The organism is Streptomyces sp. NPDC048191 (genome assembly GCF_040652655.1).
In the GTDB taxonomy this organism is placed as follows: domain Bacteria; phylum Actinomycetota; class Actinomycetes; order Streptomycetales; family Streptomycetaceae; genus Streptomyces.
The window spans coordinates 102,159-123,848 of sequence record NZ_JBEZMO010000020.1 but is presented as its reverse complement, the minus strand read 5'-3'; the positions used below and the strand labels follow the sequence as shown (position 1 = coordinate 123,848).

Annotated in this window: 21 protein-coding genes; 13 read left to right on the top strand and 8 right to left on the bottom strand. The window is 72.2% G+C overall.

From position 1 onward, the window contains the following. Positions 1–14: 14 nt before the first annotated feature. The gene (locus AB0D93_RS28540) at positions 15–1,013 is read right to left on the bottom strand and encodes a TAXI family TRAP transporter solute-binding subunit (protein WP_362124995.1); all 999 of its coding nucleotides are present in this window, start codon (positions 1,011–1,013) and stop codon (positions 15–17) included. 105 nt (positions 1,014–1,118) lie between these two features. Here AB0D93_RS28540 and AB0D93_RS28535 point away from each other — a divergent pair, with 105 nt between their 5' ends. Beyond that, positions 1,119–1,547 carry a MazG nucleotide pyrophosphohydrolase domain-containing protein gene (locus tag AB0D93_RS28535; RefSeq protein ID WP_362124992.1) on the top strand — a complete coding sequence of 143 codons (429 nt, stop codon included), beginning with the start codon at positions 1,119–1,121 and terminating at the stop codon, positions 1,545–1,547. Between the two features lie 99 nt (positions 1,548–1,646). Here AB0D93_RS28535 and AB0D93_RS28530 read toward each other — a convergent pair whose 3' ends face one another. Together AB0D93_RS28530 and AB0D93_RS28525 are read right to left on the bottom strand one after the other, a co-directional pair. Further along, entirely contained in the window at positions 1,647–2,090 is a 444-nt protein-coding gene (locus AB0D93_RS28530) for a MarR family transcriptional regulator (RefSeq protein ID WP_362124988.1), read from the bottom strand. Between the two features lie 125 nt (positions 2,091–2,215). Beyond that, positions 2,216–2,575 carry a DUF6204 family protein gene (locus tag AB0D93_RS28525; protein ID WP_362124985.1) on the bottom strand — a complete coding sequence of 120 codons (360 nt, stop codon included), beginning with the start codon at positions 2,573–2,575 and terminating at the stop codon, positions 2,216–2,218. Positions 2,576–2,787: 212 nt separating this feature from the next. Between AB0D93_RS28525 and AB0D93_RS28520 the strand changes: the two genes are divergently transcribed. Both AB0D93_RS28520 and AB0D93_RS28515 read left to right on the top strand, forming a co-directional pair. Then, the gene (locus AB0D93_RS28520) at positions 2,788–4,119 is read left to right on the top strand and encodes a cytochrome P450 (protein WP_362124982.1); all 1,332 of its coding nucleotides are present in this window, start codon (positions 2,788–2,790) and stop codon (positions 4,117–4,119) included. A 102-nt stretch (positions 4,120–4,221) separates the two neighbouring features. Then, entirely contained in the window at positions 4,222–4,971 is a 750-nt protein-coding gene (locus AB0D93_RS28515) for a PP2C family serine/threonine-protein phosphatase (RefSeq protein ID WP_362124979.1), read from the top strand. A 16-nt stretch (positions 4,972–4,987) separates the two neighbouring features. Here the strand turns inward: AB0D93_RS28515 and AB0D93_RS28510 are convergent, their stop codons facing one another. Then, positions 4,988–5,650, bottom strand: a complete 663-nt coding sequence (locus AB0D93_RS28510; RefSeq protein ID WP_362124976.1) for a protein-L-isoaspartate O-methyltransferase — start codon at positions 5,648–5,650, stop codon at positions 4,988–4,990. A gap of 54 nt (positions 5,651–5,704) precedes the next feature. On the opposite strand from AB0D93_RS28510, the gene AB0D93_RS28505 reads away from it, so the two are divergent. Further along, positions 5,705–5,983, top strand: a complete 279-nt coding sequence (locus tag AB0D93_RS28505) for a hypothetical protein (RefSeq protein WP_362124973.1) — start codon at positions 5,705–5,707, stop codon at positions 5,981–5,983. Between the two features lie 52 nt (positions 5,984–6,035). Here AB0D93_RS28505 and AB0D93_RS28500 read toward each other — a convergent pair whose 3' ends face one another. Then, positions 6,036–6,461 carry an SRPBCC family protein gene (locus AB0D93_RS28500; protein ID WP_362124970.1) on the bottom strand — a complete coding sequence of 142 codons (426 nt, stop codon included), beginning with the start codon at positions 6,459–6,461 and terminating at the stop codon, positions 6,036–6,038. Between the two features lie 113 nt (positions 6,462–6,574). On the opposite strand from AB0D93_RS28500, the gene miaB reads away from it, so the two are divergent. Together miaB and AB0D93_RS28490 are read left to right on the top strand one after the other, a co-directional pair. Continuing rightward, a complete protein-coding gene (gene miaB / locus AB0D93_RS28495; RefSeq protein ID WP_362124968.1) occupies positions 6,575–8,104 on the top strand; it encodes a tRNA (N6-isopentenyl adenosine(37)-C2)-methylthiotransferase MiaB in 1,530 nt (509 codons plus the stop codon). Positions 8,105–8,293: 189 nt separating this feature from the next. Then, complete coding sequence (locus AB0D93_RS28490) at positions 8,294–9,007, top strand: class III extradiol dioxygenase subunit B-like domain-containing protein (RefSeq protein ID WP_362124965.1); 714 nt, start codon at positions 8,294–8,296, stop codon at positions 9,005–9,007. Between the two features lie 109 nt (positions 9,008–9,116). Here AB0D93_RS28490 and AB0D93_RS28485 read toward each other — a convergent pair whose 3' ends face one another. Both AB0D93_RS28485 and AB0D93_RS28480 read right to left on the bottom strand, forming a co-directional pair. Continuing rightward, positions 9,117–9,401 (bottom strand): antitoxin, encoded by a 285-nt coding sequence (locus AB0D93_RS28485; protein WP_362124962.1) that lies wholly within the window; start codon positions 9,399–9,401, stop codon positions 9,117–9,119. 24 nt (positions 9,402–9,425) lie between these two features. Next, entirely contained in the window at positions 9,426–9,719 is a 294-nt protein-coding gene (locus AB0D93_RS28480; RefSeq protein ID WP_362124959.1) for a hypothetical protein, read from the bottom strand. A 183-nt stretch (positions 9,720–9,902) separates the two neighbouring features. Between AB0D93_RS28480 and miaA the strand changes: the two genes are divergently transcribed. From miaA to hflX, 6 genes are all read left to right on the top strand, one after another. Continuing rightward, positions 9,903–10,841: a tRNA (adenosine(37)-N6)-dimethylallyltransferase MiaA gene (gene miaA / locus AB0D93_RS28475; protein WP_362124956.1), complete on the top strand. Its 939-nt coding sequence runs from the start codon at positions 9,903–9,905 to the stop codon at positions 10,839–10,841. Positions 10,842–11,164: 323 nt separating this feature from the next. Then, complete coding sequence (locus AB0D93_RS28470) at positions 11,165–11,647, top strand: hypothetical protein (RefSeq protein ID WP_362125065.1); 483 nt, start codon at positions 11,165–11,167, stop codon at positions 11,645–11,647. Positions 11,648–11,771: 124 nt separating this feature from the next. Beyond that, a complete protein-coding gene (gene dapF / locus AB0D93_RS28465) occupies positions 11,772–12,641 on the top strand; it encodes a diaminopimelate epimerase (RefSeq protein ID WP_362124952.1) in 870 nt (289 codons plus the stop codon). A 283-nt stretch (positions 12,642–12,924) separates the two neighbouring features. Further along, positions 12,925–15,168, top strand: a complete 2,244-nt coding sequence (locus AB0D93_RS28460) for an HD domain-containing protein (RefSeq protein WP_362124949.1) — start codon at positions 12,925–12,927, stop codon at positions 15,166–15,168. A gap of 124 nt (positions 15,169–15,292) precedes the next feature. Then, positions 15,293–16,858, top strand: a complete 1,566-nt coding sequence (locus AB0D93_RS28455) for a M1 family metallopeptidase (RefSeq protein WP_362124945.1) — start codon at positions 15,293–15,295, stop codon at positions 16,856–16,858. 157 nt (positions 16,859–17,015) lie between these two features. Continuing rightward, a complete protein-coding gene (gene hflX, locus AB0D93_RS28450; RefSeq protein WP_362124942.1) occupies positions 17,016–18,506 on the top strand; it encodes a GTPase HflX in 1,491 nt (496 codons plus the stop codon). Positions 18,507–18,579: 73 nt separating this feature from the next. Here hflX and AB0D93_RS28445 read toward each other — a convergent pair whose 3' ends face one another. Beyond that, positions 18,580–19,803, bottom strand: coding sequence for a hypothetical protein (locus tag AB0D93_RS28445; protein WP_362124939.1), 1,224 nt, complete (start codon positions 19,801–19,803; stop codon positions 18,580–18,582). A 404-nt stretch (positions 19,804–20,207) separates the two neighbouring features. Here AB0D93_RS28445 and AB0D93_RS28440 point away from each other — a divergent pair, with 404 nt between their 5' ends. Next, on the top strand, positions 20,208–21,644 hold the full coding sequence (locus AB0D93_RS28440) for a diaminobutyrate--2-oxoglutarate transaminase family protein (RefSeq protein ID WP_362124936.1): 1,437 nt from the start codon (positions 20,208–20,210) through the stop codon (positions 21,642–21,644). The last annotated feature ends 46 nt before the right edge of the window (positions 21,645–21,690 follow it).

Below are 21,690 nucleotides of genomic sequence, written 5' to 3'. Positions count from 1 at the left end.
CTCTGGCGGCCGCGCTACGGCTTCATCGAGCGGTAATAGCGGCGTGCGCCCTCCTGGAGGGGGAGCGGGTCGGTGTAGATGGCGGTGCGGAGGTCGACCAGCTGGGCGGAGTGGACGTGCGCGCCGATGCCGTCACGGCTCTTGATGACCGTGCGGGTCACCCACTCCGTCAGCCGGGGGTCCACGTCCGTGCGGGTCATCAGGAGGTTGGACACGGCGATGGTCGGAACCTCGTTGCCCTGCTGTACGGCCGGATAGGCCGACTCGGGGATGTTGGTGGCCCGGTAGTACCGCGCCTCCTCGCCCTCGTTGTGCAGCCTGGTGACGAGGTCGCCATCGATCGGCACGAACTTGAAGGCGGACTTCTCGGCCAGCGCCACGAGTCCCTTGGTGGGCAGGCCGCCCGACCAGAAGAAGGCGTCGATCTTGCGCTGCTCCAGCCGGCCGGGGCCGGTGTCGATGCCGTCGGCGACCGGGGTGATGTCCTTGCGCGGATCGATGCCCGCGGCCTTGAGCACCCGGTCCGCTATCAGCCGCACCCCGGAGTCGGGCAGCCCGGTCGCCACCCGCTTGTGCCGCAGGTCCGCGACGTTCTTGATGGGGGAGTCGCTGCGCACGACGAGATGCACGTAGTCGTCGTACAGCCGGGCCACCCCGCGCAGCCGGCCGGCGCCGCTGCCGTGTCCCAGCTCGTACGCCTCCACCGCGTCGGCCGCCGCGATGGTGAAGTCGGCCTTGCCGGTCGCCACCCGCTCCACGTTCTCCTGCGAGCCGGCGCTGTTGAGCAGCTTCACCTTCAGGTCCGGCATGTCCTTGGCGAACTCGGCGCGCAGCCGCTCGCCGTACTCCTGGTACACCCCCTTGGGCGTGCCCGTGCTGAAGACGATCGTGCCGCTGGGCGGCTTCTCACCCAACGGTAGCAGCCACCACAGCAGCAGCCCGAGCACCACGGCACCGGCTGCCGCGGCCGGCAGCGCCCGGTGCCTGCTGAGGGGGCGGAACCACTTGGACATGCGGCGATCCTGCCAGGCCGGGCGCGATGCTGAACAGGGCGGGGTCACCCCGGGGCCGGGAAGAGCGGGACGGGCGCTGTCAGTGGCGGCCGTTAGAGTCGTCGCATGAGTACTTCGCCCGCCGGTCTCGTCCGGGAGTTCCACCGCGCCTTCGGCCTCGACGCCCGCAGGACGCCGACGGAGGTGGACCCCGAACTGGCGGCGCACCGCGGGGAACTGCTCGCCGAGGAGGCCGCTGAGGTCGCCGAGGTCGCGGTCGGCGGCCCGCTGGACAAGCTGGCGCACGAACTGGCGGACGTGGTCTACGTGGCGTACGGCACGGCGCTCGTCCACGGCATCGACCTCGACGAGGTGATCGCCGAGATCCACCGCGCCAACATGAGCAAGCTCGGCCCGGACGGACAGGTCGCCCGCCGGGCCGACGGCAAGGTCCTCAAGGGAGAGCAATACCGGGCGCCGGACGTGTCGTCCGTACTGCGCCGCCAGGGATGGATACCGGCGGAACGGCGTGGGGCATCGGAGCCGAGCGCCTAGGGTGCCGGACAGAAAAGGCCGATCGGGGCATGTCGGCGATCGGCCGCCGCCCGGGCATGGGCGACGGCCGACACGCGTGGGGCGGCCGGTCCGCGGGGTTCAGCGGTCGGCCAGGCCGGTGCCGCCGAGGCGGGTCAGCAGGGACGACAGCTGTGCGATGTCCTCGGTGTTCCAGGCGGGAGCGGCGAGGAGCCCGGTGGCCGTCTCCTCGGCCGTGGCGAGCATCTCCCTCAGCCGCCGTCGGCCCGTCGCGGTCAGCGACGCGTAGGCCACGCGTGCGTCCCGGGCGTCCGCCTCGCGGGTCACCAGCCCGATGCGCTCCAGCGGGGCCAGCCCGCGCGTGACCCCGGAGGCCGTCAGACCCAGTGCCTCGGCGAGGTCGACCCGGCGCATGCGGCCGCCGGGTGCCCGGCTCAGCCGTAGCAGCATCGTGAAGTCGGCGAGGCTGACCCCGTGCAGTCCGCTCAGCCGGGCGTCGAAACGCCGCACCAGCGCCGCCTGGGCCCGTACCAGCCGCAGCGCCGCGTCCAGGGCGTCACTCATCCCGGAGCTCACCGCCCGCGCCGGAGTTCGACCCGCGCTCCTTGTCCATCCTGCTCATAGTCCCATCCTGCTCATCGTCGGACCGTGCCCGCGCTACTCATTGCCGTCTCCTTGAGTACTCAAGTTCATGCGCCGTTCGAACGGGCCGCACGTCGCTGCCGCTTGCCCATCGGCGCCTGGGAGAGGTCCTCGGCGGTGGAACGGAGGTTCTTGAAGCCGTACCCGCGCTCGGTCAGCCAGGTCTTCGCCGCCTCCTCCGCCCGCTCGGTCGCTTCCAGGAGGTCCTCCTCTTCCTCTCCTGTGTCGGAGAAGCGGAAGACGAAGGCCGGCCGGGCGGCGATGTCGTAGGTGAGGCTGCCCTCGGGTGTGAACGCGGCGCGCAGCACATCGTGTTCGGCGGCGTCGGCCAGCAGCGCGGCCCGCTGTGCCTCGGTCAGGCCGTCGAAGGTGCCGCGGACGGTGATCCGGAATGTGCGAGTGGTCATCTCGCGACCCTAGGCCGGGCAGGGCCGTCCTCTCCACCGGGTTTCCCCCGGCCACCACCGTTGCGGCGACTCCTTCACGGCGACCGGAAGGTGCCCGGTCCCTGCCGGAGCGCGGCGGGTTCGCCGGTGTCACGTGGCGTACCCGATCCCGTACAGTCCGTGGTGCGCATGTTCCGGCGCGGCCGAGCCCGTGTTGACCAGGAGAAGAGAACATGGACATCGAAGCCGGTCCCGGCGCCCCTCCGTACCGTCCCGGAGGCGGGCGTCCGGTGCCCGAGGTCGAGCCCGCCCTGGTCGAGCGGTGGCGGTCGGCGGGAGGTGAACTGGTCGAGCTGCTCTCCCAGGTGCGTGAGCGCTGCGGCGGCATCGCCGCGTTCCGCCTCGGACCGGCGCCGACCGTTCTCGTCACCGACCCGCACGCCGTCCAGCATGTGCTCGCCCGGCACCCGGAGCGGTATGTCAAGCGCTCGCACCGTGCCCGTCTGCTGATCGGCGACGGTGTCCTCGCCGCCACCGGCGCCGCGTGGAAGCGGCAACGCCGCCTGCTGCAGGGCCAGTTCACCGGCCCCGGAATGCGCCGCTACGAACGGCGGATCACCGCCGCCGCCCGGTCCACCGCCGGACGCTGGGAAGAGTACGCCCGTACCGGACAGACCCTCGACGTCGGCCGGGAGATGCGCCGGTTCGCCCTGGACGCCATCTGGCGCTCCCTCACCGGACACGCCCTCGACGACGAGACCGAGCGCGAACTGGACGCCGTGGCCGTCGTTGCGGCCGCACTGCCGACCCTGCCCGCGGATGTCGCCGACGCCCGGGACGCCGTCGCTGCCGATCTCGCCCGGATCGACGCGGTCGCCCGGCACGCCGTCGAGGCCGCACGCGACGGTGCGGCCGGCCCGGACGGTCCGGGCCTGGTGCACGTCCTGCTCGACGCCGCCGCCGAGCACCCGGAGTACACCGGCCGGCTGATCCGCGACGAGTTGGTCACCCTGCTCGCGGCCGGGCACGAGACCACCGCCACCACTCTCACCTGGCTGTACCTGTTCCTCGACCGGCACCCGGCCGCCCGGGAGGAGGCGCTCGCCGCCGGCGGCGAGGGCACCGGGGAACGCCGCCAGGCCATCCAGGCCCTGGTCCACGAGACGCTGCGGCTCTATCCGGCCGCCTGGATCCTGCCCCGCCACGCCGCCGAGGACGACACCCTCGCCGGCTACACCGTGGCGGCGGGCACCGACCTCCTGGTCTGCCCGTATCTCACCCACCGCGATCCCGGACTGTGGCCGGACCCGGAGCACTTCGACCCCCGGCGCTTCAGCGTCCCGGACGCCCGGCCCACCCGGCCGGGCGCCTACCTCCCCTTCGGCATGGGTCCCCGCGCCTGCCTCGGGGCGCAGTTCGCCCTCCGCGAGTCGACCATCCTGCTCGAACACCTGCTGCCGGCCCACACGCCGTCCTTCCACTCCACCCCCACCAAGGCCGAGTACGGCATCACCGTCCGCCCCTCCGGGCCCACCCCCGCTTCCCTGGCGGCGCCAGTCCCCTGAGGCCGACCGGCGCGGGGTGCGCCCACCCGCCTACTCTGGAGTGTCGCTGTGCGCGGCGAGCCGACGGACGGCCGTGGTCGTGCGGGAAGGCGGTGGCGTTCCATGCAGTACGTGGCCGTGAGTGCGCTGAGCCATCCGGGGCTGCTCCGGGAACGGAACGAGGACAGCCTCGTGGCCGGGCCGTGGACCCTGTGCGCCACGGTGACGGAGAGCCCGCAGACCCTGGTCTTCCCCCTCGGCACACCCGTCGCCATCGCCGTTGCCGACGGGCTCGGCGGACATCCCGGCGGTGACCTGGCCAGCGCCCTGGTGGCCCGTCGGATCGCGTCCGTCGGACCCGCCCTGACCAGCGAGGACGCCGTCCGTGATGCCCTGCAGGCGGGCAACCGCGCCGTGTACGAGGCCGCCGGCGGCGACGGAGGAGGCGCGTTCGCCACCATGGGCACGACGGTGGCCGGCATCGTCGTGCGGTCCGGCTCGCTGCTGGTGTTCAACGTGGGCGACAGCCGGGTCTTCGCGGCGTCGCCCGACGGGCTGCGTCAGGTGAGCGTCGACGACAGCCCCCCGCTCGAACCCGGGCGGCGCACCACGTCCATCGTCACCCAGTGCCTGGGCGGCAGCCCCGCGTACCGTGCCGTCCACCCGCACGTGACGGCCGAGCCCCTGTCTCCGGGCGACCGCTACCTCATCTGCACCGACGGCCTGACCGATCCCGTGCCGACGGACGTGCTCGACGAGGTGATGCGGGAGCACGACGACGGCCGGGCCGCCTTCGAGCTGTGGAAGGCGGCCATCGAGGCGGGCGGCCCCGACAACATCACGCTGGCGGTCGTCCGCGTCTCGGACGAATAGGGAGCGGACGGGAGCGTCACCTCCGCTCCGTCTCGTCCGGCGGGAAGCCGTACCGCCCCTGCAGCCGGACGAAGCAGGCCGAGGTCAGTACCCGCGGCCGCGTCAGCCCCGACGCGGTGCGCTCGAAGCACACCACCTCCTCGTCCCCGCCCGGCCCGATCGGCTGTACCAGGCGACCGCCCGGCGCCGTCTGCGCGACCAGCGGCGCGGGCACCCGCGGGAACGCGGCCGACACGAGGACGGCGTCGTACGGGGCCCGGTCCGGCACACCGCCGGTGCCGTCGCCGATCCGCAGCTCCACGTTCCGCACGCCCTGGCGTGCGAGGTTCACCCGCGCCTGGCGGGCGATGCCGGGCCGCGTCTCGATGCTGACGACGTCGGCGGCCAGCCGGGCCAGCAGAGCGGTCTGGAAGCCCAGCCCCGTACCTATCTCCAGGACGTGCTCGGACCCGCTCAGACCGAGGCCCTCGATCATCATCGCGGACAGCGAGGGCTGCGTGGTGACCTGTCCCTGCCCGATCGCCACGGGTACGTCCCGGTAGGCGAGGTCCTGCAAAGCGGCCGGGACGAACCCGGCCCGTGGCGTCGCGCGCACGGCCTGCAGCAGCCGTTCGTCCCTGACCCCGGCGGCGCCGAGGGCCCGTACGAGATCGTCCGGGGTTCCGGGTACGGAGGGCACAGGTCGGCTCACCACCTCGCGACCGCCCACGGCGAAGACGCCTACCGTGGAGACATGAGCGAGATCGTCGTCTACGAACTCGACAGGCCGGTGGCGACGCGCTCCGCCACCGGCTCCACGAGGGGCGCGGACCGGCGCGTCCGCACGGTGCACGCGGCGCCGACGGCTCCGGGGTCGCCCACCGCCGCGGGACCGCGGACCCTCTGCGGCAGGGACACCTTCGCCATGGAGACGGCCGACTGGCGGCCGTCGGAACACCCGGGAGCGCCCTGGTACCCGGCGGAACACGCGTCCGTGGTCTGCCCGGACTGCGACGCCGTGATGGAGACCTGACCAAAGGACCGGCGGAACGGGGTCGCCGCGCCCCTCTTCGGGATCCCGCCGCTCACCCGCGTTCCACGTACTCCTTGAAGTGCTCCAGATCGCTGCGGACGAGCCGTTCGATCGCGTTCGTCTGGGCGAACCCCTTCGGCCCGCCGAAGGCGTCCCGGACCGTGTCCGGGTCGTACTCCAGCCGTGCCTGGATCCGGGTGTGGTTCTGGTCGATCGGCTGGACCGAGAAGGAGCCCGTCAGCTCGGGAGCGCTCGTGGTGAGCCACTCCATCACGTGCTCGCCGCGGTCGGTGACCTCGGCGTCGACCTCCCGGGCCCGGCCCCCCGCCTCGACCTCCAGATGTGCCCGGCCCCCCGCCTCCGGGCGCGCGCCCCGCACCCCGTCCACGAAGCGCGGATAGTTCTCCAGCCGGTGCAGGGTCTCCCAGGCCGTGTCCATCGGAACCCCGACGTCGACATGCAGCTCAAGCGTGCTCATGGCTCACCTCCACGTGCAGCTCATGACGCATGGCCTTCTGCTTACAGTGTGCGCCCGACAGGAGGGGGGAGGAGCCGGGACGGGGCTCTCCAGACACCGCCTACCCTTGACGCATGACCAGCAGCAGCGACCGGAGCCCCGCAGTGGACGTTCAAGCACCCAAGACCTACGAAGTGCGCACCTACGGGTGCCAGATGAACGTCCATGATTCCGAGCGGTTGGCCGGCCTGCTCGAAGGCGCCGGGTACGTGCGGGCCCCCGAGGGCTCGGACGGGGACGCGGACGTGGTCGTGTTCAACACCTGTGCCGTGCGGGAGAACGCCGACAACCGGCTGTACGGCAACCTGGGCCGGCTCGCGCCGAAGAAGGCCTCGCGGCCCGGCATGCAGATCGCGGTCGGCGGCTGTCTCGCCCAGAAGGACCGCGACACCATCGTGAAGAAGGCGCCCTGGGTGGACGTCGTCTTCGGCACGCACAACATCGGCAAGCTGCCGGTCCTGCTGGAGCGCGCCCGCGTGCAGGAGGAGGCGCAGGTCGAGATCGCCGAGTCGCTGGAGGCGTTCCCGTCCACGCTGCCGACCCGGCGCGAGAGCGCCTACGCGGCCTGGGTGTCGATCTCCGTCGGCTGCAACAACACCTGCACCTTCTGCATCGTCCCGGCCCTGCGCGGCAAGGAGAAGGACCGCCGCACCGGCGACATCCTCGCCGAGATCGAGGCCCTGGTCGCCGAGGGCGTCTCCGAGATCACGCTGCTCGGCCAGAACGTCAACGCCTACGGCTCCGACATCGGTGACCGCGAGGCCTTCAGCAAACTGCTGCGGGCGTGCGGGCAGATCGAGGGCCTGGAGCGGGTCCGCTTCACGTCTCCCCACCCCCGCGACTTCACCGACGACGTCATCGCGGCCATGGCGGAGACCCCGAACGTCATGCCCCAGCTCCACATGCCGCTCCAGTCCGGCTCGGACACGGTCCTCAAGGCCATGCGCCGCTCCTACCGCCAGGAGCGCTACCTCGGGATCATCGAGAAGGTGCGCGCCGCGATCCCGCACGCCGCGATCACCACCGACATCATCGTGGGCTTCCCCGGCGAGACCGAGGAGGACTTCGAGCAGACCCTGCACGTCGTCCGCGAGGCGCGTTTCGCCCAGGCCTTCACCTTCCAGTACTCCAAGCGCCCGGGCACCCCGGCCGCGACCATGGAGGACCAGATCCCCAAGGAGGTCGTCCAGGCGCGTTACGAGCGGCTCGTCGCCCTTCAGGAGGAGATCTCCTGGGAGGAGAACAAGAAGCAGGTCGGCCGCACCCTGGAGCTGATGGTCGCCGAGGGCGAGGGCCGCAAGGACGGCGCCACCCACCGCCTCTCCGGCCGCGCCCCCGACAACCGCCTGGTCCACTTCACCAAGCCCGACCAGGAGGTCCGCCCCGGCGACGTCGTCACCGTCGAGATCACGTACGCCGCCCCGCACCACCTCCTCGCCGAGGGCGCCGTTCTCGACGTGCGCCGCACGCGCGCGGGGGACGCCTGGGAGAAGCGCAACGCCGCGGAGGCCGCCAAGCCCGCGGGCGTGATGCTCGGACTGCCGAAGATCGGCGCACCGGCCCCGCTGCCGGTCGCCACGGGCAGCGCCTGCGGCTGCGACTGAGCGGGAACGGTCCGGCCGAGCCGTCAGGGCCGACGGCCGGCCCGGGCCCGGGTTCGACGCGCAGCCCCGGCGACACCCGGGCCGGCCACCGCCGATCGCGCGTGGACCCGGCGTCGGTGGTGGCGGCGCGGTGCGCCTCCCGTGTCCTGGTCTGCCGGTTCGCGGTGGTGCGGCGTTACCCTGCCGATCATGCTTGTCGCCGCCGCAGTCTGTCCCTGCCCTCCACTGCTCGTGCCCGAGGTCGCCGAGGGCGCCGCGCCCGAGCTGGACGCCGCACGCGCGGCCTGCACCGACGCGCTCGGGGTGCTCGCCGCCGCCCGCCCGGACCTGCTGGTGGTCGTCGGGCCCGCCGAGCAGAGCGGACGCGGAACGTTCCCGCAGGGCAGCCCGGGGTCCTTCCGCGGGTTCGGGGTCGACGTGGACGTACGCCTCGGCCCCGCGACGGACACCGCTGCCGAGCGCGAGTTGCCGTCGTCGCTGGCCGTCGGCGCCTGGTTGCTGGAGCGGACCGGCTGGGCGGACGCCCCGATCGAGGGACTCGGCGTCGGGGAACCGCTCGCGCCGGAGCGGTGCATCGACGTCGGCCGGCAGATCGGCGCCCGGCCGGGGCGGGTGGCGCTGCTGGTGATGGGGGACGCCAGCGCGTGCCGCACGGTCAAGGCTCCGGGCTACCTGGACGAGCGGGCGGCCCCCTTCGATGCGGAGGCCGCCCGGGCGCTGGGCGCCGCGGACGTGGCGGCCGTGCAGGCGCTGGACGCCGAGCTGGCCCATGAACTGAAGGCCTCCGGCCGGGCCCCCTGGCAGGTCCTGGCCGGCGCCGCCGAGGGTGCCGACCTCAGCGGTGCGCTGCTGTACGACGACGCGCCGTACGGCGTGGGATACCTGGTCGCGACCTGGTCATAGCGGCAACCCGCCCCGTCCGGTCCCAGCGGGCCGGCGTACGCGCAGACGGCGGACGGCCGGGAGCCGCTGTGCTCCACGACCGTCCGCCGATCTGTATGCCGTTCAGGACTCAGGAAGCCGGTGGCGGGCCCTCCGGCGGGGTGGGGGTCGTCGGACCACCGGTGGCCGTCTCCGGGCCCGGGCCTTCCTTGTGAGCCAGGCGGTCCATCGCATCCTTGGCCTTGCCGGTGCCCGCCTGGATCTTGTCGCTGTACTTGTGCTTGGTCCGCTCGTCCACGGCCTTCGCGGCCTTGTCGATACCGTGCTGGACCTTCCCCCCGTGCTCACGCGCGAGGTCCGACACCTTTTCCCTGGCCGGGCCGAGCTTGGCCTTCATGTTGTCCAACAGACCCATGGTCCACCTTCCCTCGCCGGGCAGTTACCTGCGGGCGCCCTCGCCGGCCTCGCTGTCGGCGGCCTCCTCGGCGGACTGCTGCTTGGGGATGCCGGAGCCGTCGGACGCCTCGTCCGCGTCGGCGTCCGACCGCGCCGCCACGTCCTCGCTCCCGTCCCCGGCCGAACCCTTCGCCTCGGCCGGCCCGGCCGCCTCTGCCTCCGCCGCCTTCGCTTCCTCCGCCTCGGCCCCTTCCGGCTCCGCGCCGGTCTGCGCCTCGGCGGCCGACGCCTCCGAAGTCGCCTTCGACCTGCCGAGGAGTCGTGCAAAAACGCCCATATCCACTCCATACGGTACTCGTGCGGGCGAATTCCCGCGTAACCCGGTGCGTACGGTTGCGCCGCCGGGGTCACCGCCTCCCGGCGGGCCGGAGGGCGGTACTCGCCTCGGGCAACGACCGGGAACCCCACCCGTCACGTAACTCGTTCGGGCGGCCGCCAGGAGGTTTGCGAGACTGGTGCGGTGAGCAGCGCACCCTCCACCCCGCGTGTCATCGCCGTCGTCGGCCCCACCGCGGCCGGAAAGTCCGATCTCGGCGTCTTCCTGGCCCAGCAACTCGGCGGGGAGGTCGTCAACGCCGACTCCATGCAGCTGTACCAGGGGATGGACATCGGCACCGCCAAGCTGACGCCCGCGGAGCGCGGCGGCATCCCGCACCACCTGCTGGACATCTGGGACGTGACGGTCACCGCCTCCGTCGCCGAGTACCAGAAGCTGGCCCGCGCCAGGATCGACGCACTGCTCGCCGAGGGCCGCTGGCCCGTCCTGGTCGGCGGCTCCGGCCTGTACGTCCGCGGGGCCGTCGACAACCTGGAGTTCCCCGGTACCGACCCCGAGGTCCGGGCCCGCCTGGAGGAGGAACTGGCGCTGCGCGGCTCCGGCGCGCTGCACGCCCGCCTGGCCGCCGCCGACCCCGAGGCCGCCCGCGCGATCCTGCCGAGCAACGGCCGCCGTATCGTCCGGGCACTGGAAGTGATCGAGATCACCGGCCGGCCCTTCACCGCCAACCTGCCGGGCCACGACTCCGTCTACGACACCGTCCAGATCGGAGTCGACGTGGGCCGTCCGGAACTGGACGAGCGGATCGCCCGCCGCGTCGACCGGATGTGGGAGGCGGGCCTCGTGGACGAGGTGCGCGCACTGGAGGCGCAGGGGTTGCGCGAGGGGCGTACGGCGTCGCGCGCGCTGGGCTACCAGCAGGTGCTCGCGGCGCTCGCCGGGGAGTGCTCGGAAGCGGAGGCGCGGGCCGAGACCGTACGCGCGACCAAGCGCTTCGCGCGCCGTCAGGATTCGTGGTTCAGGCGCGATCCCCGCGTGCACTGGCTGAGTGGGGCCGTGGCGGATCGCGGGGAACTTCCGCATCAGGCCCTGGCGTTGGTCGAACGACCGGTTACAGCCTGATCACGTCATGGCATCGGGATGCGCCGCCGGTCATCGAGGCCTTCGGCGCCGTGCCATCATCGAGCTTCGATCGACCAAGTGGAGCCTAGTTGGGAGGGCGCGTGGCGATGGAGGCCGGCCCTCGCGACACCGCACAAAGTGCCGAGCACGTCACCACCGACAGTGACGAACCGGACCCCGGCGCGGGCCGTCCGACCGAGGACTGCCTGGGCGAGGACCGCGGGCCCGAAGGCCGCCGGAACGGCGAGCGCCTGGGCGCAGGCCCTCTGCAAGGAGACCGCCCGGCCGAGGACCGGCCCACGCATGCGGCTCCGGCCGGGTACCTGCCGGGCGACGGCCGGCAGGTCCAGGCGCAGCCGGTCGAGGAGCCCCTCGCCGACGTACGGCTCACCGACGACGGCCCCGATGAGTCGCCGGACGGCGTGACCGACGACGGACCGGAACCCGAGGAGATGTACCAGGGCGGTCCGGAGGTCGAGGTCGAGCTGCGCCCGCAGCGCAGGCTCCGCCTCTGGCAGCTCGCTCCCATCGTGGGACTGTCCGCCGTCGGCTCCCTGATGTTCGCCTTCCCCCTCGCCTTCGACTTCGGCGACAGCGGCGCCGTCATCGCCATGCTCGGCCTGCTGATCTGCTCCTGCGCCGCCGGCTGGGGCATGATGGCCGCCCGCCGGGTGGGCTACACCTGGCCCGGCCTGCCGGCGCGCGGTTCGGGCCGCCGCCCGGACTGGCGGGTCGTACTCGGTTACGTGCTGCTGGTGGCCGTGGTCGTGGTCCTGGCGGTGTGGCGAGTGGCGAGACTGCGCTGACGCGTGCCCCTTCAGGGGCGGGGACTACGGGATCAAGGTCCACCGGCCCGCACCGTCGCACGGCCCGCGCCACCCCCGCCTCCCGTCGGCCCGGCCCGGCGGAGCGCTCCCGTACGATCGAGGAATGAGCACAAGGATCGCCTTCCTCAAGGGCCACGGCACCGAGAACGACTTCGTGATCGTCCCGGACCCGGAGAACGCCCACGACCTGAGCCCGGCCGCCGTCGCCGTCCTGTGCGACCGCCGCGCCGGTATCGGCGGCGACGGAGTGCTCCACGTGGTGCGCTCCGCCGCGCACCCGGAGGCGAAGGCGATGGCGGCCGAGGCCGAGTGGTTCATGGACTACCGCAACGGCGACGGCTCGGTCGCCGAGATGTGCGGCAACGGAGTCCGTGTGTTCGCGCGCTACCTCCAGCACGCCGGGCATGTGGGCGAAGGGGACCTCGCGATCGCCACGCGTGCGGGTGTGAAGACCGTCCACATCGCGAAGGACGGTGACATCACCGTCGGCATGGGCCGGGCCCGCCTGCCGGAGGGCGACGTCACGGTGAGCGTCGGCGAGCACAGCTGGCCCGCGCGCAACGTGAACATGGGCAACCCGCACGCGGTGGCCTTCGTCGACGACCTCGCGCAGGCCGGCAATCTGTACGACCCGCCGCCGTTCAGCCCGGCCGCCGCCTACCCCGACGGGGTCAACGTCGAGTTCGTCGTCGACCGCGGCCCCCGCCACGTCGCCATGCGGGTGCACGAGCGCGGCTCCGGCGAGACCCGCTCGTGCGGCACGGGCGCGTGCGCCGTCGCGGTGGCCACCGCCCGGCGCGACGGCGCCGACCCGGCCGTCACCGGAACGCCGGCCACGTACACCGTCGACCTGCCCGGCGGACGGCTCGTCATCACCGAGCGGCCCGACGGCGAGATCGAGATGACCGGACCCGCCGTGATCGTGGCCGAGGGTGAGATCGACGGCAAGTGGCTGGAAAACGCGCTCGGCTGACCCGGCGAAACCTACGAGTCGACACCCCGTCAGCTCCCGGATCAGCGGTTTCCGGCAGCGGAGGCGCTCGCAACGGCGTACGCCCTCGGGGCGCGTGGCGCAAAACCTAAACCTCTTTTGCGTCGCTCGAATGGGTGATCCGTTTCACGCTCGCCGGGAGGCGGTCGGTCGCACGTGGTGGGCTCGGTAGCATCAAGCACCGGCACGGACGGGGGAACGTCGCCTTCCCTGAGCCGCGTACGCCCTGGGGCCCCGTCCGCCGGTCCACGAGCCGGAGGTGCCCATGAGTGCGGAGGCCACGAACCCTGCGACCCCTGGCCCGGTAGCGCCCACGGCGTCCCCGGCGGCCACCGCCCCCGCGGTGCCCAGGGCGGACCGCAGGAAGTCCCGGCCCCGGATCGACCTGCGCAGGCTTGGCCGGGCCGCGCTGCTCGGCCCAGCCGTCCGCGGCAAGTTGCCCGACGCGATCAGCCACGTCGTGGAGGCGCACCGCGCCCACCACCCCGACGCGGACCTCGACCCGCTGCGCCGCGCCTACGTCCTCGCGGAGTCCTCGCACCGCGGCCAGATGCGCAAGAGCGGTGAACCGTACATCACCCACCCGCTCGCCGTGACCCTGATCCTCGCCGAACTCGGCGCCGAGACCACGACCTTGACGGCGTCCCTGCTCCACGACACCGTCGAGGACACCGATGTGACGCTCGACCAGGTGCGGGAACAGTTCGGCGAGGAGGTTCGTTATCTGGTCGACGGGGTGACGAAACTCGAGAAGGTCGACTACGGGGCCGCCGCCGAGCCCGAGACCTTCCGCAAGATGCTCGTCGCCACCGGCAGCGACGTGCGCGTGATGTCGATCAAACTCGCCGACCGCCTGCACAACATGCGCACCCTCGGCGTCATGCGCCCGGAGAAACAGGCGCGGATCGCCAAGGTCACCCGCGACGTCCTCATCCCGCTCGCCGAACGCCTCGGCGTGCAGGCCCTGAAGACCGAGATGGAGGACCTGGTCTTCGCCATCCTCCACCCCGAGGAATACGAGCACACCCGCGAGCTCATCGCGAAGAACGCCGCCCGCCCCGACGACCCGCTCGCCGAGGTCGCCGACGAGATGCGCGGGGTGCTGCGCGAGGCCGGCATCCCCGCCGAAGTCCTCATCCGTCCCCGGCACTTCGTCTCCGTCCACCGCGTGGCCCGCAAACGCGGACAGCTGCGCGGCACCGACTTCGGCCGCCTGCTCGTGCTGGTGAACGAGGACGCCGACTGCTACGCCGTCCTCGGCGAACTGCACACCTGCATGACGCCGGTCGTCTCGGAGTTCAAGGACTTCATCGCCGTACCGAAGTTCAACCTGTACCAGTCGCTGCACACCGCCGTCGCCCGGCCGGACGGTCAGGTCGTCGAAGTCCTCATCCGCACGCACCTGATGCACAAGGTCGCCGAGGCGGGCGTCGTCGCCCTCGGCAACCCCTACGCCCCCGCCTCCGACGCGCCGACCTCCGACGACGCCGCCGACGGCGAGCGCGCCGACCCCACCCGTCCCGGCTGGCTCTCCCGCCTCCTCGACTGGCAGCAGGCCGCGCCCGATCCCGACACCTTCTGGTCCACCCTGCGCGAGGACCTCGCCCAGGACCGGGAGATCACCGTCTTCCGCCCCGACGGCGGCACCCTCGGCCTGCCCGAGGGCGCCACCTGCGTGGACGCCGCCTACGCCCAGTACGGCGAGGACGCCCACGCCTGCATCGGAGCCCGTGTCAACGGTCGTCTGGCCACCCTGAGCACAGTCCTGCGGGACGGCGACACGGTCCAGCTCCTCATGGGCCAGGACCCCGCCTCCGAGCCCTCCCGTGAATGGCTGGAGCACGCCCACACCCCCGCGGCCCGCATCGCCATCCAGCGCTGGCTGGCGACCCACCCCGGCGGCGGCACCGACACGGACGAGACGACCGGCACACGCGCCGAACCCGCCGAGGACGCCGCCCCCCTGCGCCGGGGCGATCCCGCGCAGAGCGCCGCCGCCCTCCGTCCGGCGGACGCAGCACCCGGCGTCGAGGGCGCGCTCGCACCCCGCCCCCGCCGTACCGACGTCCTCATGGACCGGCCGGGGGCCTCCGTGCGCCTCGCCGGATGCTGTACGCCCGTCCCGCCGGACGAGATCACCGGCTTCGCGGTGCGCGGGGGAGTGGTGACCGTGCACCGCGTGGAGTGCGCCGCGGTGGCGCACATGAAGGGCCGGGGGCGCGCGGAGATCGGCGTGCGCTGGGGGGACACCACCGAGTGCCGGGTCACCCTGGTCGCCGAATCGTTCGGCCGTCCGCATCTGCTGGCCGACCTCACCGAGGCGATCTCGTCGGCGGGAGTCGACATCGTCTCCGCCACCGTCGAACCGCCCACCCAGCAGCGGGTCAGACACACGTACACCCTCCAGCTCCCCGACGCGGCCCGTCTGCCGTCCCTGATGCGCGCCATGCGCGACGTGCCGGGTGTGTACGACGTGTCCCGTGCGCAGCACCAGGCCCCGGGGGCATGAGGGTCGCCCCCTGTGACCGACGGCTGCGGTACGTGAGGCAGAAGGCCTCCGGAAGCGAACCCGATCGGGTGGGACGGGCGCGCGTCGTCCTCGCGGCGCGGGAACGCACTGGTAGCGGTGATGCATGCTGCTCACTCCCGTCACGCTCCGCACCCGCTCACAGTCCCGGACCCAGCCCCGGAGCTCCCGGCACCGCAAGGCGGCGCTCCTCGCCTCCGCCGTCTCCGTCTGCCTCCTCGCCGCCGCGGCCCCGCCCGAACCCCTCGGCGTCGGCGACCGGCTCTACCCCGAGCTGGGCAACCCGGGCTACGACGTGGCGTCGTACGACCTGTCCTTCACCTATCCCGGCAGCAACGACAAGCCGCTCCAGGCCGTCACCACCATCGACGCCTGGACCACCGCCGACCTGGACCGGATCAACCTCGACTTCGCGCACGGCACCGTGCGGTCCGTCGAGGTCGACGGGCATCCCGCGGACTTCACCAGTGCCGGCGACGACCTGGTCGTCACCCCGGACCACCGGCTCTCCGAGGGCAGCTGGACCCGGATCACGGTCAGGCACACCAGCGATCCCGTCGCCGGCAAGGCCCAGGAGGGTGGCTGGGTGCGCACCTCCGACGGCCTCGCCATGGCGAACCAGGCCGACGCCGCCCACCTGGTCTTCCCGTGCAACGACCACCCGTCCGACAAGGCGATGTTCACCTTCCACGTCACGGCCCCGAACGACTACACGGTCGTCGCCAACGGCCTGCCCGCCGGAGCGGACCGGGTGGGCCGCACCACGACCTGGACCTACCGCACCCAGCACCCCATGGCCACCGAACTCGCCCAGGTGACCATCGGCCGCTCTGCCGTCGTCCACCGCGAGGGCCCGGAGGGGCTGCCGATGCGTGACGTCGTGCCCGCCGCCGACCGCAAGGCCCTCGAACCCTGGCTCGCCAAGACGCCCGACCAGATCGCCTGGATGGAGAGCAAGGTCGGGAAGTTTCCGTTCGAGACCTACGGCGTGCTCATGGCACAGGCGTCCACCGGCTTCGAACTGGAGACGCAGACCCTCTCGCTCTTCGAGAAGAACCTGTTCACCGAGCCGGCCTACCCCAAGTGGTACGTCGAGTCGGTCATGGTGCACGAGCTGTCCCACCAGTGGTTCGGCGACAGCGTCAGCCCCCGGACCTGGTCCGACGTCTGGCTGAACGAGGGACACGCCACCTGGTACGAGGAGCTGTACGCCGAGGAGAGCGCGCACAAGCCCATGGCGGAGCGGATGAAGGCCGCCTACGGCTCCTCCGACCGCTGGCGCGAGGCCGGCGGTCCGCCCGCCCGGCCCAAGGCGCCGGCCCCCGGCCAGAAGATCAGCATCTTCCGCCCGAACGTCTACGACGGCGCCGCGCTCGTCCTCTACGCCCTGCGCCAGGAGATCGGCCGGCCGGCCTTCGAGCGGCTGGAGCGGGTCTGGGTCCGCCAGTACCGGGACTCGACCGCCGGCACGGCCGACTTCGTCCGGCTGGCGTCGACGATCTCCGGCCGCGACCTGAGCGGCTTCTTCAAGGCCTGGCTGTACGGCGCGAAGACCCCGCCGATGCCCGGCCACCCGGACTGGAAGCAGCTGGCACCGGCCACGTCGGGCGCTGCCGAGGGAGCGAAGAGCGCCCACAAGTCCGGGACCGCGAGGCCGCGAGGCACCCGATAACACGGTGACGAGACGGGTCGCCTCGTGCGACCATCGTCAGGTCGGCGCGGTACGGGACACGGGAATCTCCCGGGGTACTCATCCGTTGAGTAGATGAGTGGCCCCGCAGGGCCGCCGCATCGACGCCGCAACGGCATCCCATCGACGTAAGGATCCAATGACCTCCTCTTCTTCCCCTTCCCAGGACACCAAGCGCCTCGCGCACGCCTATCCCGAGGGTCTTCGGGCCGATGCCCTGATGGAAGAGGACGTCGCCTGGAGCTACGAGATCGACGGCGAGCGGGACGGTGAGCAGTTCGACCGCTCCGAGCGTGCGGCCCTGCGCCGCGTGGCGGGCCTGTCCACCGAGCTGGAGGACGTCACCGAGGTCGAGTACCGCCAGCTCCGCCTGGAGCGGGTCGTGCTCGTGGGGGTGTGGACCACCGGCACCGCGCAGGACGCCGACAACTCCCTCGCGGAGCTGGCCGCCCTCGCCGAGACCGCGGGCGCGCTCGTGCTCGACGGCGTCATCCAGCGCCGTGACAAGCCCGACGCGGCCACCTACATCGGCTCCGGCAAGGCCGCCGAGCTGCGTGACGTCGTCCTCGAGACGGGCGCCGACACGGTCATCTGTGACGGTGAGCTGAGCCCGGGCCAGCTGATCCAGCTGGAGGACGTCGTCAAGGTCAAGGTCATCGACCGCACGGCCCTGATCCTGGACATCTTCGCCCAGCACGCCAAGTCCCGAGAGGGCAAGGCGCAGGTCGCGCTCGCGCAGATGCAGTACATGCTGCCCCGACTGCGAGGCTGGGGTCAGTCCCTGTCCCGGCAGATGGGTGGCGGTCGCGGCGGCCTCGCCACGCGTGGCCCCGGTGAGACCAAGATCGAGACGGATCGGCGACGGATCCGCGAGAAGATGGCGAAGATGCGCCGGGAGATCGCGGAGATGAAGACCGGCCGGGAGATCAAGCGCCAGGAGCGCCGGCGCAACAAGGTGCCGTCCGTCGCCATCGCGGGCTACACCAACGCCGGCAAGTCCTCCCTGCTCAACCGCCTCACCGGCGCCGGCGTCCTGGTCGAGAACGCCCTGTTCGCGACCCTGGACCCGACCGTCCGCCGGGCGGAGACCCCGAGCGGCCGGCTGTACACGCTGGCGGACACCGTCGGCTTTGTACGCCACCTGCCGCACCACCTGGTCGAGGCGTTCCGCTCCACCATGGAGGAGGTCGGCGACTCCGACCTGATCCTGCACGTCGTGGACGGCTCGCACCCGAACCCCGAGGAGCAGCTCGCCGCCGTACGCGAGGTCATCCGGGACGTCGGCGCCACCGACGTGCCCGAGATCGTCGTGATCAACAAGGCGGACACGGCCGACCCGCTGGTCCTCCAGCGGCTGCTCCGGGTCGAGAAGCGCTCGATCGCCGTCTCGGCCCGCACAGGCCGGGGCATCGAGGAGCTGCTGGCGCTGATCGACAACGACCTGCCGCGCCCGTCGGTCGAGATCGAGGCCCTCGTGCCGTACACGCACGGCAAGCTCGTCGCCCGCGCCCACACCGAGGGCGAGGTGATCTCCGAGGAGCACACCGCGGAGGGCACCCTGCTCAAGGTCCGGGTGCACGAGGAGCTGGCGGCGGACCTGGCGCCGTACGCACCGGTGTCGGCGGCCTGATCGACGCGAATGCCGAAGGCCCGCCCCCTTTGCGGGGGCGGGCCTTCGCGCACCCTCAAAAGGGCGCGGGGAACTACTGCCCGGCGAACTTCTTGCTGACCGACTCGTACACGCCCTTGGCCACGGAACCCAGCCGCGGCCCGGCCAGCCACCCCGAAGTCACCGGACCGATCGACGTGTTGGACACGAGCGCCGGCCTGCCGTCGGAACCCGTCTCCAACCAGCCGCCTCCCGAGGAGCCCGCGGTCATCGTGCAGCCGATCCGGTACATCGTCGGGTCCGAGTTGTTCAGGGACAGCCGGCCCGGCTTGTCCTTGCACTGGTACAGCAGCTGACCGTCGAACGGGGCCGCCTCCGGGTAGCCGGACGCGGTGATGCTGCTGACCTTCGGCACCGCGGGGGCGTTGAAGTTCACCGGCATCGCCCCGCCGACCGTCTCCTCCAGCGACTTGCCGCCGGTGCCCTGCTCCGGCGTCACGTGGATCACCGCGTAGTCGTACGAGGCACCGTTGCCGCCGGTCTCGCCGCCCTGGTCGATCCACTGCTGCGAGGTCTGCGCCGCATCGGCCCACCAGACCCCGTACGGGGCGATCTCGGACCGGCTGGCGTTCTGCAGCTGGTCGGCCGACTTGCCGGAGTTGTTGTACGACGGCACGAAGGCCATGTTGCGGTACCAGCCGCCGCTCTTGCCGGCGTGCACACAGTGACCCGCCGTCCAGACCAGGTTGGACTTGCCCGGGTGCGCCGGATCGTCCACGACCGTGCCCGAGCACACCATGTGGCCCTCGGGGGAGTCGAAGAAGAGCTTGCCGAACGGGGCCGCGTTGGTGTGGTACGGCGGCGCCACCGCCTGCGCCTTCACCGGCTGCGGGGTCGGGTCCGTCACCCCCTGGTCACCGGAGATGTCGTTGTCGTTGACCCCCTTGTTCGGGTCGTTGGCGTGGCGCATCCGGTCCGGGTCCCACAGGCCCTTGATGATCGGGTTGATGAACTCGTTGGCCTCGCGCAGCCAGTCCTTCCTGTTCCAGTTCTTCCAGGCGCCGTTCTTCCACTTGTCGACGTCGATCCCGTGCTGCTTGAGCTTCTGCTTCAGGTCGTCCGGGATCCTGATCTTTCCGTCACCACTGCCCGCCACGGTCGCGGAGGCGGTCGGCTTGCCGTCGGCGGTGTCGTCACCGTTGCAGGCGGTGGCGGTCAGCGCCAGCGTCGAGGCGAGGGCGACCGCCGCCACTGCGGGGGAGCCACGGCGAGGGCCCCTGCCTCGCCGAACGGTGAACGACGGCCGTATGGATCGCATGCTGGTGAATCCCCCTGAAGTGAAGGTACTCGGCGCTTCGGTCTCCCACCGGCCGTGAACCCACGAGGAGTTCACGCCGGTCTCACGACCGTATCGGAACGGCACCACACACTATGCGCTCGCTGCGGGGGACTTCCGACGGAACGGCAACGGTTCGGCTACAAGCCGTCTGACCTGGCCCATCAGCCATGGATTGCCCGATTTGACGTCCACTCACCGCCGTCCTTCCCGACGCACCTGACCGGAGTTCCTCCTCTTCTGGCAATGATCTTGTATCAACCCGTAACCCGACGAAGTTTCCGTGGTTGTAGCGGTGGGGGGCCAGCTGCCTGTAAGCGGCTCCCCGCGGATCAACTCGCCTCTGAGCAGCGGGAGGACAGCGAGCCGTGGCCGTTACGGAGTCGATGGCTGAGGGCAGGCACGAGGAAGCGCGTGCTGTGCACGAGGGGATCCTCAGACGCCAGTCGGCGCGTGAATCCTCCGCCCGCACCTACGCCCGGGCCCTGCCCATCGTCCCGGTGCGGGCGCGGGGGTTCACCATCGAGGGCGCCGACGGCCGCCGCTATCTGGACTGTCTCTCCGGCGCCGGCACGCTCGCTCTCGGTCACAACCATCCGGTGGTGCTGGAAGCCATCCGCAGGGTCCTCGACTCCGGCGCCCCCCTGTCCGTCCTCGACCTGGCGACCCCGGTCAAGGACGCCTTCATCACCGAGCTGTTCCGCACGCTCCCACCCGGGCTCGCCGACCGTGCCCGCGTCCAGTTCTGCGGACCGGCCGGCACCGACGCCGTCGAGGCCGCCCTCAAACTCGTCCGGGCCGCGACCGGCCGCACGGGCATCCTCGCCTTCACCGGTGCCTACCACGGCATGACCGCCGGCGCCCTGGCCGCCTCCGGCGGAGCCCGTGACGTCCAGGTCGCCCGCCTGCCCTATCCGCAGGACTATCGCTGTCCCTTCGGCGTCGGCGGACCGCGAGGCGCCGAACTCGCCGCCCGCTGGACCGAGTCCCTCCTCGACGACCCCAAGTCGGGTGTGCCGCTGCCCGCCGGCATGATCCTCGAACCCGTCCAGGGCGAGGGCGGGGTGATCCCCGCACCGGACGACTGGCTGCGCCGCATGCGGCAGCTCACCGAGGACCGGTCCGTCCCGCTGATCGCCGACGAGATCCAGACCGGAGTCGGCAGGACGGGCGCCTTCTGGGCCGTCGACCACAGCCGTGTCGCCCCCGACGTCATGGTCCTGTCCAAGGCCATCGGCGGCAGCCTCCCCCTCGCCGTGATCGTCTACCGTGACGATCTCGACGTCTGGCAACCGGGTGCCCACGCGGGAACGTTCCGGGGCAACCAGCTCGCCATGGCCGCCGGCACCGCGACCCTCACCTACGTCCGGGAGAACGGCCTGGCCGAACGCGCCGCCGCCCTCGGAGCCCGCATGCTGCGCCAACTCGGCGAGCTGACCGACACGTACGCGTGCGTGGGCGAGGTACGCGGGCGTGGACTGATGATCGGGGTCGAGCTGGTGGACCCGGAAGGCGCCGGGGCGGGCCCGGGCGACCCGTACTCCCCGCCCACCGGCCCCGAACCCACCCGCACCCCCCGCCCCGCCGCGCCCGAACTCGCCGCGGCCGTCCAGCGGGAGTGCCTCCAGCGCGGACTGATCGTCGAACTCGGCGGCCGTCACTCGGCCGTGGTGCGCCTGCTTCCCCCGCTGACGATCAGCGACGAGCAGGCGACGGCCGTGCTGGACCGCCTGGCGGACGCGGTGGCAGCGGTGGCACGCACCCACACGGAGCACGGCGCGCACCACGGCCGACACCATGGCCCCGCCCAGCGAGCGGGCTGAGCGCCACCCCCACACCACCCGTCCCCTGAACCCGGCGCAAGCCTTC

Bases quoted from the DNA above. Each gene is read 5' to 3' on its own strand.
- AB0D93_RS28455 (WP_362124945.1), top strand. From the start codon at position 15,293: ATGCTGCTCACTCCCGTCACGCTCCGCACCCGCTCACAGTCCCGGACC.
- AB0D93_RS28530 (WP_362124988.1), bottom strand. From the start codon at position 2,090: ATGAGTGACGCCCTGGACGCGGCGCTGCGGCTGGTACGGGCCCAGGCG.
- AB0D93_RS28490 (WP_362124965.1), top strand. From the start codon at position 8,294: ATGCTTGTCGCCGCCGCAGTCTGTCCCTGCCCTCCACTGCTCGTGCCC.
- AB0D93_RS28525 (WP_362124985.1), bottom strand. From the start codon at position 2,575: ATGACCACTCGCACATTCCGGATCACCGTCCGCGGCACCTTCGACGGC.
- AB0D93_RS28540 (WP_362124995.1), bottom strand. From the start codon at position 1,013: ATGTCCAAGTGGTTCCGCCCCCTCAGCAGGCACCGGGCGCTGCCGGCC.
- AB0D93_RS28500 (WP_362124970.1), bottom strand. From the start codon at position 6,461: ATGAGCACGCTTGAGCTGCATGTCGACGTCGGGGTTCCGATGGACACG.
- AB0D93_RS28535 (WP_362124992.1), top strand. From the start codon at position 1,119: ATGAGTACTTCGCCCGCCGGTCTCGTCCGGGAGTTCCACCGCGCCTTC.
- AB0D93_RS28515 (WP_362124979.1), top strand. From the start codon at position 4,222: ATGCAGTACGTGGCCGTGAGTGCGCTGAGCCATCCGGGGCTGCTCCGG.
- AB0D93_RS28480 (WP_362124959.1), bottom strand. From the start codon at position 9,719: ATGGGCGTTTTTGCACGACTCCTCGGCAGGTCGAAGGCGACTTCGGAG.
- AB0D93_RS28520 (WP_362124982.1), top strand. From the start codon at position 2,788: ATGGACATCGAAGCCGGTCCCGGCGCCCCTCCGTACCGTCCCGGAGGC.
- dapF (WP_362124952.1), top strand. From the start codon at position 11,772: ATGAGCACAAGGATCGCCTTCCTCAAGGGCCACGGCACCGAGAACGAC.
- AB0D93_RS28460 (WP_362124949.1), top strand. From the start codon at position 12,925: ATGAGTGCGGAGGCCACGAACCCTGCGACCCCTGGCCCGGTAGCGCCC.
- AB0D93_RS28505 (WP_362124973.1), top strand. From the start codon at position 5,705: ATGAGCGAGATCGTCGTCTACGAACTCGACAGGCCGGTGGCGACGCGC.
- hflX (WP_362124942.1), top strand. From the start codon at position 17,016: ATGACCTCCTCTTCTTCCCCTTCCCAGGACACCAAGCGCCTCGCGCAC.
- AB0D93_RS28485 (WP_362124962.1), bottom strand. From the start codon at position 9,401: ATGGGTCTGTTGGACAACATGAAGGCCAAGCTCGGCCCGGCCAGGGAA.
- AB0D93_RS28440 (WP_362124936.1), top strand. From the start codon at position 20,208: ATGGCTGAGGGCAGGCACGAGGAAGCGCGTGCTGTGCACGAGGGGATC.
- miaB (WP_362124968.1), top strand. From the start codon at position 6,575: ATGACCAGCAGCAGCGACCGGAGCCCCGCAGTGGACGTTCAAGCACCC.
- AB0D93_RS28445 (WP_362124939.1), bottom strand. From the start codon at position 19,803: ATGCGATCCATACGGCCGTCGTTCACCGTTCGGCGAGGCAGGGGCCCT.